10 protein-coding genes are annotated in these 11,349 nt (G+C 61.2%); 5 read left to right on the forward strand and 5 right to left on the reverse strand.

Annotated elements, in window-relative coordinates:
- Window positions 1-139: 139 nt before the first annotated feature.
- From ACYZUM_RS09775 to ACYZUM_RS09795, 5 genes are all read left to right on the forward strand, one after another.
- On the forward strand, window positions 140-1,804 hold the full coding sequence (locus ACYZUM_RS09775) for an AMP-binding protein (protein WP_108182671.1): 1,665 nt from the start codon (window positions 140-142) through the stop codon (window positions 1,802-1,804).
- A 15-nt stretch (window positions 1,805-1,819) separates the two neighbouring features.
- Window positions 1,820-2,581 carry an SDR family NAD(P)-dependent oxidoreductase gene (locus ACYZUM_RS09780; protein ID WP_108182672.1) on the forward strand — a complete coding sequence of 254 codons (762 nt, stop codon included), beginning with the start codon at window positions 1,820-1,822 and terminating at the stop codon, window positions 2,579-2,581.
- A 12-nt stretch (window positions 2,582-2,593) separates the two neighbouring features.
- A complete protein-coding gene (locus ACYZUM_RS09785) occupies window positions 2,594-3,787 on the forward strand; it encodes an acetyl-CoA C-acyltransferase (protein ID WP_108182673.1) in 1,194 nt (397 codons plus the stop codon).
- Between the two features lie 144 nt (window positions 3,788-3,931).
- Complete coding sequence (locus ACYZUM_RS09790) at window positions 3,932-5,059, forward strand: acyl-CoA dehydrogenase (RefSeq protein ID WP_027611962.1); 1,128 nt, start codon at window positions 3,932-3,934, stop codon at window positions 5,057-5,059.
- 119 nt (window positions 5,060-5,178) lie between these two features.
- Window positions 5,179-5,952, forward strand: coding sequence for an enoyl-CoA hydratase (locus ACYZUM_RS09795; protein WP_108182674.1), 774 nt, complete (start codon window positions 5,179-5,181; stop codon window positions 5,950-5,952).
- A gap of 187 nt (window positions 5,953-6,139) precedes the next feature.
- Here the strand turns inward: ACYZUM_RS09795 and ACYZUM_RS09800 are convergent, their stop codons facing one another.
- The 5 genes from ACYZUM_RS09800 to ACYZUM_RS09820 all read right to left on the reverse strand — a co-directional run bounded on the left by ACYZUM_RS09800 (window position 6,140) and on the right by ACYZUM_RS09820 (window position 11,319).
- Window positions 6,140-7,291 carry an acyl-CoA dehydrogenase family protein gene (locus ACYZUM_RS09800; RefSeq protein ID WP_108182675.1) on the reverse strand — a complete coding sequence of 384 codons (1,152 nt, stop codon included), beginning with the start codon at window positions 7,289-7,291 and terminating at the stop codon, window positions 6,140-6,142.
- A 3-nt stretch (window positions 7,292-7,294) separates the two neighbouring features.
- Window positions 7,295-8,401: an enoyl-CoA hydratase/isomerase family protein gene (locus ACYZUM_RS09805; RefSeq protein ID WP_108182676.1), complete on the reverse strand. Its 1,107-nt coding sequence runs from the start codon at window positions 8,399-8,401 to the stop codon at window positions 7,295-7,297.
- Between the two features lie 236 nt (window positions 8,402-8,637).
- Window positions 8,638-9,324: an HPP family protein gene (locus tag ACYZUM_RS09810; RefSeq protein WP_108182677.1), complete on the reverse strand. Its 687-nt coding sequence runs from the start codon at window positions 9,322-9,324 to the stop codon at window positions 8,638-8,640.
- Between the two features lie 155 nt (window positions 9,325-9,479).
- Window positions 9,480-10,658 carry an MFS transporter gene (locus ACYZUM_RS09815; RefSeq protein ID WP_108182678.1) on the reverse strand — a complete coding sequence of 393 codons (1,179 nt, stop codon included), beginning with the start codon at window positions 10,656-10,658 and terminating at the stop codon, window positions 9,480-9,482.
- Between the two features lie 142 nt (window positions 10,659-10,800).
- Entirely contained in the window at window positions 10,801-11,319 is a 519-nt protein-coding gene (locus ACYZUM_RS09820) for a GNAT family N-acetyltransferase (protein ID WP_041063779.1), read from the reverse strand.
- Window positions 11,320-11,349: the final 30 nt, after the last annotated feature.

Here is an 11,349-nt window from a genome sequence, read left to right on the forward strand (position 1 = left end):
TGTTTGTCATTCTGCAAGCATGGCCAAACCAGTCAGCCACTTTGATGGCTTTGACCATTGCCGCCTCCGCGCCGCAGCGCGACTATCCCTGTGTTGTTTACGGTTCCCAGCCTAATAAAAACACCGAGGGATTCTGGCAATGCGCGATTACTTGTCTGCCACCAAACAGTTCAACTATCAGCACACCGTGGACGCTGCGCTCAGCGGCACGCTGGAGGCGCTCAACGCCTGCGTCGAATGTTGCGACCGCCATGCCTTGCCGGGGCGCATCGCGCTGTTCTGGGAAGGCCGCGACGGTGCCAGTGCCACGTACACCTTCAGCGAACTGCAAGACAAAGCCGCGCGCTTCGCCAATTTCCTTCTCGAACAAGGCGTGCAGAAGGGCGACAAGGTCGCCGGCCTGCTGCCACGCAACATCGAATTGCTCATCACCGTGTTCGCCACCTGGCGCATCGGCGCGGTGTATCAGCCGCTGTTCACCGCGTTCGGCCCCAAGGCCATCGAGCATCGCCTGAACAGTTCCGGCGCCAAAGTGGTGGTCACCGACGCGGTCAACCGGCCGAAACTCGCTGAAGTCAGCGAATGCCCGACCATCGTCAGCGTCGGCGGCGCCAAAGGTCAGGGCATCGTCCGTGGCGATTTCAGTTTCTGGGCCGAGCTGGCCAACTATTCCAATGTCTGCGAGCCGGTGCTGCTGAGCGGCGAAGATCCGTTCCTGCTGATGTTCACCTCGGGCACCACCGGCCCGTCGAAAGCGCTGTCGGTGCCGCTCAAGGCCATCGTCGCGTTCCAGAGCTACACCCGCGACGCGGTGGATCTGCGCCCTGAAGATTCGTTCTGGAACGTCGCCGATCCGGGCTGGGCCTACGGCATCTATTTCGGCGTCACCGGCCCGCTGTCGATGGGGCATCCGATCACCTTTTACGATGGCCCGTTCACCCTCGAAAGCACCTGCCGGGTAATCAACAAATACGCCATCACCAACCTTACCGGTTCGCCGACCGCGTACCGCTTGCTGATTGCCGGTGGCAACGAATTCGCCAAGTCGATCAAGGGCAAGCTGCGCATTGTCAGCAGCGCCGGCGAACCGCTCAATCCGGAAGTGATTCGCTGGTTCGCCGACAACCTCGGCGTAGTGATTCACGACCATTACGGCCAGACCGAACTGGGCATGGTCCTGTGCAACCACCACGGTCTGCAGCATCCGATCCACCTCGGCGCCGCCGGTTTCGCCTCACCGGGCCACCGCATCGTGGTGCTCGACGAGCACCACAACGAACTCGGCGTCGGCCAGCCGGGCATCCTCGCGATCGACCGCACCCAGTCGCCGATGTGCTGGTTCGGCGGCTACGAGGGCGTGCCGACCAAAGCCTTCGTCGGCGATTACTACCTCAGCGGCGACACCGTGGAATGGAACCCGGACGGCAGCATCAGCTTCGTCGGGCGCAGTGATGATGTGATCACCACCTCCGGCTACCGCGTCGGCCCGTTCGACGTCGAGAGCGCGCTGATCGAGCACCCGGCAGTGGTCGAAGCGGCCGTGGTCGGCAAGCCCGATCCGGAGCGCACCGAACTGGTCAAGGCGTTCGTCGTGCTCAACCCGCAATACCGCGCCGAACCGGCGCTGGCCGAAGAGTTGCGCCAACACGTGCGCAAGCGTCTGGCCGCGCATTCGTACCCCCGTGAAATCGAATTTGTCAGCGAATTGCCGAAAACCCCAAGCGGCAAATTGCAGCGCTTTATCTTGCGCAACCAGGAAATCGCCAAGGCTCAAGAGGCCGCGGCGCACAACGTTTCAGCTTGAATCAGGAAGTCCGTCATGCAGATCGAGAACAAGGTTTTTATCGTCACCGGCGGCGCGTCCGGCCTGGGTGCCGCCACCGCCGAATTGCTGGTCAACGCCGGCGCCAAAGTGATGTTGGTGGACATGAATGCCGAAGCCGTCGCCGCGCAGGCCCAGCGCCTTGGCGCGCAAATTGTGGTGGCCGATATCAGCAATGAAGCCGCTGCCGAAGCTGCGGTGCAGGCCACGGTGAAAGCCTTTGGCAGCCTCAACGGTCTGGTCAACTGCGCCGGTATCGTCCGTGGCGAAAAGATCCTCGGCAAGAACGGCCCGCATGCGCTGTCGAGTTTTGCCCAAGTGATCAACGTCAATCTGATCGGCAGCTTCAACATGCTGCGACTGGCCGCAGCGGCCATTGCCGAGAGCGAAGCCAATGCTGATGGCGAGCGTGGGGTGATCATCAATACCGCCTCGGTCGCAGCGTTCGACGGCCAGATCGGCCAGGCGGCGTATTCTGCTTCCAAAGGCGCGATTGCCAGCCTGACCCTGCCGGCCGCGCGTGAACTGGCGCGTTTCGGCATCCGCGTGATGACCATCGCTCCGGGCATTTTCGAAACGCCGATGATGGCCGGCATGACCCCGGAAGTGCGCGAGTCGCTGGCCGCTGGCGTACCTTTTCCGCCGCGCCTCGGGAAACCTGCCGAGTACGCCGCGCTGGTTCGGCATATCATCGAAAACAGCATGCTCAACGGTGAGGTGATCCGTCTCGACGGCGCCTTGCGCATGGCCGCCAAGTAAGGAGGATTTGTCATGACTCTTGCCAACGATCCGATTGTTATCGTCAGTGCCGTCCGTACCCCGATGGGCGGTTTTCAGGGCGAACTGAAAAGCCTCACCGCACCGCAACTCGGTGCCGCCGCGATCAAGGCCGCAGTGGAACGCGCCGGCGTCGCCAACGACGCGGTCGACGAAGTGTTGTTCGGTTGCGTATTGCCCGCCGGCCTCGGTCAGGCACCGGCCCGTCAGGCGGCTCTGGGTGCCGGGCTGGATAAATCCACCCGTTGCACCACGGTCAACAAGATGTGCGGTTCGGGCATGGAAACCACCATCCTCGCCCATGACATGCTGCTGGCCGGCAGCGCCGACGTGGTGATCGCCGGCGGCATGGAAAGCATGTCCAACTCGCCGTACCTGCTGGACCGCGCCCGTGCCGGTTACCGCATGGGCCATGGCCGCGTGCTCGATTCGATGTTCCTCGACGGCCTTGAAGACGCCTACGACAAGGGCCGTCTGATGGGCACCTTCGCCGAAGACTGCGCCGAAACCAACGAATTCAGCCGCGAAGCCCAGGATGCCTTTGCCATCGCCTCGACCACCCGCGCCCAGCAGGCGATCAAGGACGGCAGCTTCAAAGCCGAGATCGTTCCGCTCACAGTGACCGTCGGCAAAGAACAACTGCTGATCAGCAACGACGAGCAGCCGCCGAAAGCCAAACTGGACAAGGTCGCCTCACTGAAACCGGCGTTCCGCGAGGGCGGCACGGTGACGGCGGCCAACTCCAGCTCGATCTCCGACGGCGCAGCGGCCCTGGTGCTGATGCGTCAGTCGCAAGCGCAGAAACTCGGGTTGAAACCGCTGGCGGTGATTCACGGTCACGCGGCGTTTGCCGACACGCCGGGCCTGTTCCCGGTGGCACCGATTGGCGCGATCAAGAAGCTGGTGAAGAAGACCGGTTGGGCGTTGAACGAGGTCGATCTGTTCGAAATCAACGAAGCGTTCGCCGTGGTAGCGATGGCGGCGATGACTCACCTGGAAATCCCCCACGACAAGCTCAACGTGCACGGCGGCGCCTGCGCGCTGGGCCATCCGATCGGTGCCTCGGGCGCGCGGATTCTGGTGACCTTGCTCTCGGCCCTGCGCCAGAAAAACCTGAAACGCGGGATTGCGGCGATCTGCATCGGCGGCGGTGAAGCCACGGCGATGGCCGTGGAATGCGTCTACTGAGCACCCTCTCTCTGTAGGAGCTGTCGAGTGCAACGAGGCTGCGATCTTTTGATCTTGTTTTTAAAATCAAAATCAAAAAATCGCAGCCTGCGGCAGCTCCTACAGGGGGCGGTGTGTAACCCGGATTTAAGTTAAGGATTCACCATGATTCCCAACGAAGACCAAACCCAGATCCGCGACATGGCCCGGCAGTTCGCCGAGGAACGGCTGAAACCGTTCGCCGCCGAGTGGGATCGCGAACATCGTTTCCCCAAGGAAGCCATCGGCGAAATGGCCGAACTGGGCTTCTTTGGCATGCTCGTGCCGGAACAGTGGGGCGGTTGTGACACCGGTTACCTGGCTTACGCCATGGCCCTGGAAGAAATCGCCGCCGGCGACGGCGCCTGCTCGACCATCATGAGCGTGCACAACTCGGTCGGCTGCGTGCCGATCCTCAAGTTCGGCAACGACGACCAGCGCGAGCGCTTCCTCAAACCGCTGGCCAGCGGCGCCATGCTCGGAGCCTTCGCCTTGACTGAGCCGCAGGCCGGCTCCGATGCCAGCAGCCTGAAAACCCGCGCCCGTCTGGAGGGCGATCACTACGTGCTCAACGGCTGCAAACAATTCATCACTTCCGGGCAGAACGCCGGGATCGTGATCGTGTTTGCGGTGACCGATCCGAGTGCCGGCAAGCGCGGCATCACGGCGTTCATCGTGCCCACCGATTCGCCGGGTTACAAAGTCGCCCGGGTCGAAGACAAGCTCGGCCAGCACGCGTCAGACACCTGCCAGATTCTGTTTGAAGACGTGAAGGTGCCGGTGGCCAATCGCTTGGGTGAGGAGGGCGAAGGCTACAAAATCGCCCTGGCCAACCTTGAAGGCGGACGTGTCGGTATCGCTTCGCAAGCGGTGGGCATGGCCCGTGCCGCGTTCGAAGCGGCCCGCGACTACGCCCGCGAGCGCGACACCTTTGGCAAACCGATCATCGAACACCAGGCCGTCGCATTCCGCCTCGCCGATATGGCCACGCAGATCGCCGTCGCCCGGCAGATGGTGCATTACGCCGCGGCCCTGCGCGATAGCGGTCAGCCGGCGCTGGTCGAGGCTTCGATGGCGAAACTGTTCGCCTCGGAAATGGCCGAGAAAGTCTGCTCGATGGCGTTGCAGACGCTGGGCGGTTACGGTTACCTCAACGACTTCCCGCTGGAACGCATTTACCGCGACGTGCGCGTCTGCCAGATCTACGAAGGCACCAGCGACATTCAGCGCATGGTTATTTCGCGCAACCTTTAACCCCAACCCTTTGCAGGAGCTGCCGCAGGCTGCGATCTTTTGCTTTTGATTGTTAAAAACAAGATCAAAAGATCGCAGCCTGCGGCAGCTCCTACAGGGTACAAATTCAGGAGTCATGTATGAGCTACGAAACGATTCTGCTGGAAAACCATGGCCGCGTCGGCCTGATCACCCTGAACCGTCCGCAGGCGCTGAATGCGTTGAATGCGCAACTGGTCAGCGAAGTGAACCACGCCCTTGATGCTCTGGAAGCGGATGCGAACATCGGTTGCATCGTCATCACCGGATCGAAGAAAGCCTTCGCCGCCGGCGCGGATATCAAGGAAATGGCCGAGCTGACCTACCCGCAAATCTACATGGACGACCTGTTCAGCGACAGCGACCGCGTGGCCAACCGCCGCAAGCCGATCATCGCTGCGGTCAACGGTTTCGCCCTTGGTGGCGGCTGTGAACTGGCGTTGATGTGCGACTTCATTCTGGCAGGCGACAACGCCAAATTCGGTCAACCGGAAATCAACCTCGGCGTGCTCCCGGGCATGGGCGGCACCCAGCGCCTGACCCGCGCCGTGGGCAAAGCCAAGGCCATGGAAATGTGCCTCAGCGGGCGGATGATCGATGCGGTGGAGGCCGAACGTTGCGGCATTGTTGCGCGGATCGTACCGAGCGATGAGTTGCTCGACGAGGCATTGAAAGTCGCCGCCGTGATCGCCAGCAAGTCGCTGCCGATTGCGATGATGGTCAAAGAAAGCGTCAACCGTGCGTTTGAGGTCAACCTGACTGAAGGCGTGCGCTTCGAGCGCCGGGTGTTCCACGCGGCGTTTGCGACGCAGGATCAGAAGGAAGGGATGGCGGCGTTTGTGGCGAAGCGTGCGCCGGAGTTTACCGGTAAGTAATGTTGCGTCCTCACTGACGCTATTGCGGGCAAGCCCGCTCCCACACTGGATTTGTGTACGACACAGATCCAGTGTGGGAGCCAGCCTGCTCGCGAAGCTTTTGAGGCAACATCAAAAGATCGCAGCCTTCGGCAGCTCCTACACCGGTTTCCTGTAGGAGCTGCCGAAGGCTGCGATCTTTTGGCTTTTACAGTGGATAGTTCTTCAGCTCACGCGCAATTACCATCCGCTGAATCTCGCTCGACCCCTCATAGATCTGGGTGATCCGCGCATCGCGGTAGTACTTCTCGACCGGATAATCCTCCAGATACCCGTACCCGCCATGAATCTGAATCGCCGACGAGCAGACCTTTTCGGCCATTTCCGAGGCGAACAGTTTGGCCTGCGACGCCTCTGACAGACACGGTTTGCCCGCCGAGCGCAGGCGCGCCGCGTGCAGGATCATCAAGCGCGCCGCGTTGATTTGCATGTGCATGTCGGCCAACAGGTTGGCGATGCTCTGGTGTTCGTTGATCGGCTTGCCGAACTGGATGCGATCACGGGAGTACACAAGCGCCGCTTCAAACGCCGCCCGGGCGATGCCCAAGGCTTGCGCAGCAATGCCGATGCGCCCGCCTTCGAGGTTGGACAGGGCAATCGCCAGGCCTTTGCCGCGCTCGCCGAGCAGATTGGCCTCGGGAATGCTGCAGTTGTTCAGGGTCACTGCGCAGGTGTCGGAGGCGCGGATGCCCATCTTGTGTTCGGTGCGATCAACGATGAAACCCGGCGTATCGGTGGGCACCAGGAACGCAGAAATGCCTTTCTTGCCCAGATCCGGGTCGGTCACCGCAAACACGATCGCCAGTTTCGCCCGTTTGCCGTTGCTGACGAATTGTTTGGCGCCGTTGATCACCCACTGGCCGTCGCGCAGTTCGGCGCGGGTGCGCAGGTTGTGCGCTTCGGAGCCGGCCTGCGGTTCAGTGAGGCAGAAGCAGCCAATCGTCTGACCACTGGCGAGATCCGCCAGCCAGGTCTTTTTCTGTTCTTCGCTGCCGTAATTCATGACCGGCCCACAACCCACCGAGTTGTGGATGCTCATGAACGCGCCAGTCGCGCCGTCACCGGCTGAAATTTCTTCGACGGCCAGCGCATAGGCGACGTAATCTACGTAAGTGCCACCCCATTCCTCGGGCACCACCATACCGAGCAAACCGAGTTCGCCCATCTTCGCCACCAGCGCGTCGTCGATCCAGCCAGCTTTTTCCCAGGCTTGTGCGTGAGGTGCGATTTCGCCACGGGCAAAATCCCGGGCCATGTCGCGGATCATTACTTGTTCTTCAGTCAGTTCGAGATCGTGCATGGCTCAGCTCCCGCTCTCATCAAAACCGTTAAAGAAACTCGCGACATGCCCGGCGTCCAGCGCAGTGAGGGTCGGCGGGTTCCAGCGTGGTGTCTTGTCTTTGTCGATCAGCAGGGCGCGCACGCCCTCGATCAGGTCGCCGCGTTCGAACCACTGACGATCCAGATGCAGTTCGAGGACGAAGCAGTGTTCCAGGCTCAGTTGCCGACCGCGACGGAGCATCTCCAGGGTCACGGCCATCGCCAGTGGCGAGCGGGTCTCCAGCAGGTCAGCGGTGGTCGTCGCCCACTCATGGCTGTCGGCGACGGTGACGGCGCGCAGTTGCTCGACAATGCTCGGCACGTCCGGCAGGGCGAAGAAATGGTCGATGGCCGGGCGCAACTTCTCCAGCGGTGCATCGCTCAGGGTTTGCACGCCGTTTTTCGCCAGCAGGCCCTGCAGATCCTTGAGCGGCGTGTCGCGCCATTCCAGATGATCGAGTTGTTCGTCGAGGCTCGGCAATTTGCTGCTGTCGACAAACCAGTCGGCCAGCCCGCAATACAGCGCATCCGCCGCACGAATCTGCACACCGCTGACGCCCAGATAGATCCCCAGTTCACCGGGAATGCGCGAGAGGAAATAGCTGCCGCCGACATCGGGGAAATAACCAATGGCCACTTCCGGCATCGCCAGACGGCTCTTCTCGGTGACCACCCGCAGGTCCGCACCTTGCACCAGGCCCATGCCGCCGCCGAGGACGAAGCCGTCCATCAACGCTAGTACCGGTTTGCGGTAGTGATGAATCGTCAGGTCGAGGGCGTATTCCTCGACGAAGAAATCTTCGTGCAGCGTGGCGCCGCTTTTGAAACTGTCGTACAGGGAACGAATATCGCCACCGGCGCAGAAAGCTTTTTCACCGGCACCGCGCAGCACCACCGCGTGCACATTGGCATCAGCGGCCCAGGCATCGAGTTGCTGCTGCAACTGCCGAACCATGTCGAGGGTGATGGCGTTGAGACCGGCGGGGCGGTTGAGGGTCAGGTGACCGATGTGGTTGCGAACCTCGGCCAGCACGTCGTTTTGCGTGGCATCCATGGACGGCGTCCGCGGGGATGAAGCCTGAGCAGTCATCACTAACTCCCTGCTTTTATTGTCTTTATTCGAGAAGCTCGCGCGCGAGCGTTGACGGATCGTAACAGTGCAAATTTGCCGTGTACAACGGGGATATGTGCAGGGGGAGTTTGCGTTTTTGCCTTAGGTAAAAATCGGATGTGCTTGTGCAGGAGCTGCCGAAGGCTGCGATCTTTTGATCTTGAAAAGATCGCAGCCTCGTTGCACTCGACAGCTCCTACAGGGAGAGTGAGGTGTCAGGTGAAGACTTCGCCGATGCTGCGGCGTTTGGCGTGCAGTTCGCTGGCGTGGATCAGTTGTTCGAGGTCTTCGGGAGTGACGTCGATAAAGGCTTCCATCTCAGCCAGTGCCCGTTTCAAATCCTCGGCGGTAATTGACTGACTGTCGACGGGAGTCTGCAGCGGCGCGGGTTCGGCCGGGCGTTTCGGGTAGCGGATGCGCGTCAGGTTGTTGTAGGCCAGCGCACTGAGCAGCATGCAGGCGGCGGCGAGCATCACCGGTTCCATGGCTTTCCAGTCCAGGGCGATGGTGGCGGGATCGGCCAGCACCAGTGTCAGCGCCAGTGCGCCGGCCGGTGGGTGCAGACAACGCAACCAGCACATCAGAATCAGCGCCATGCCTGCCGCCAGACAAGCACTGCCCAGGGTTCGCCCCAGGACATGAGCCACCAGCAACGCAATCACACTGGCGCACAGATAGCCGCCGATGATCGACCAAGGCTGCGCCAGCGCACCGGAGGACACGGCGAACAACAGCACCGCCGAAGCGCCCAATGGCCCGATCAGGTGATACGCCACTTCATGGCCGAATACCTGACTGCACGCCCAGACACTGAACAAGGTGCCCAGCGCCATACCGATGGCGGCGCGGCTCCATTCGGTGGGGCGGGTGTTGATGGCGGCGGGGAACCAGCGAGCGAGCATGTGAATCGGGTCCTTGGCAGTAAAATCGAGGCAAAAAAAAGGACTTGTCCGTTTCGGAAAGTCCTCTAAGCGTTCCAACTATTGGGGGAGGAACGCGCACAGTGTGCCGTGCAAATTCGATGCTGACAAATTCATATAAATGCTGCTTCAGTGCATTATTTTTGAATTGTGGCCACGCGACGTCCACTGACAAAACACCAATAACCCCCCAGCGCGGCCAAAGCGCTCAGGGCGTAGAACATGCTCGGCGCTGGCGTGTGCATCAGCAGGAACCCGCACATCACCGGACTCAGCGCACCGCCCAGTGCCGCGAGGTTTTGCGCGCCGTAATAACTGCCGCGCAGCTCCTCGGGAGCGAGGGTGTCGACGAAGAGGAAATCCGCCGGGTAAATGATCATCTCGCCGAGGGTGAAGATGAACATCGCCACGCACCAGCCGACGAGGCTGTCCGCCAGGCTGAAACCGATCAGACCGACGATGAACAACGCCGTGCCGCCGGCAATCCAGAACCGCAGGTGCTCGCGCTTGAGAAAGCGCCCGATCTGGTATTGCAGCAGGATCACCGTGATCGCGTTGCAGGCCAGCAGGGCGGCCATGGTGTCGAGTGTCTGTTCTTGGGTATGGGTCACCAGCAGGTATTGCGACAGGTACAGGGTAAAGCGCCCGTGAACCAGGGTGCTGAGCAGACAACCGAGGGTGAACAGGATCATCGTGCGGTCGTTTTTCAGGATGATCAGGGTGTTCAGGAAACTCTGTGGTGGGCTGGCCTGCGACAGCGTATTGGTCTCGCGGGACACGCCCAGCAGCAGGAAAACGCTGCCGGCGGCAATCAGCCCGGCGACGATAAACGGCGCTGAAGGCTGAACCCCGGCAATCACAACACCGATCATGGGGCCAACGGCGTAGCCAATATTGGTCAGCGTGTAGTTCAGTGAAAACGCCTTGACCCGCTGGCCGACCGGCAGGTTTTCACTGAGCATCGCTTTGGAGCAGATCAGGAACAGTGCCGACGCCGTTTCACTGATGATCAGCACCAGCGTGACCAGGTACAGATTCTGCGCGAACGTCAGCAGCATCAGGCCGACACCGCTGGAGAGCATGGTCAGGATCAACAGCTGACGCTTGTCGAGGCGATCGATGATGTAGCCGCCGTACAGCGACAACAGCGTGGCACTGAACACGGCGATGCCCAACAGCAGACCGACGTCCTGCGGGTTGAGGCCCAGTTTGTTACTGAGGAACAGGGTCAGTAGCGGACTTATCAGGGCACGGCTGATGACGATGCTCAGCGAGGTGATCATCAGTCGGCGTATCAGGCGGGAGTAGGTGGCCACGGCAGTGCAAATATCCTTATTTTTATGATGAAAACCCGCGTGGCAGCGAGCCTGCTCGCCAATACCGAGTGTCAGGCGCCAACGCAGTTGACTGACAGGACGCTATCGCGAGCAGGCTCGTTCCTACAAGGGATTTGTCCTGTCAGGGCAATCTCAGTTGCATGGCGCAGCGTCGCTCGGCGGTAAAACCCTGTTCGATTTCGTTCTGCAGGGCATCGCGCAAATGCGCTTCGTGCTCACCGGGTGCAACTACCACAAACCCCATCCGCTGATAAAACGGCGCATTCCACGGCACGTCGCGGAACGTGGTCAGGGTCACGGCGCGCATCTGTTCGCGGCGGGCATGTTCAATCGCGGCCAGCAGCAGTTGACGGCCCACGCCCTGACCCTGAAACACCAGGCCGACGGACAGTTCCTCAATGTGCAGTTGGTTGCCGACATCCAGCGCGCGGATAAACCCTGCGAGCTGCGCCGAGGTGTTTTCGGCGACCCAGACGTGGGCATGGTCGATGAATTGGCGATGTTGCGCGGCGCTGGCCACGTCGGTGTCGGCCAGCCAGGCGAGGGTCGGATCTGTGCGAAACAGCTCGGCGGCCGAGCGTTCGATGGCGGGGAGGGCGGCGGCATCATTCTGCCGCGCCCGGCGTACAACAAAACTCATGGTCAAGAAATCCCTGTAGGCGCTGTCGCT

The sequence above is a fragment of the Pseudomonas sp. m6p genome (assembly GCF_055760375.1).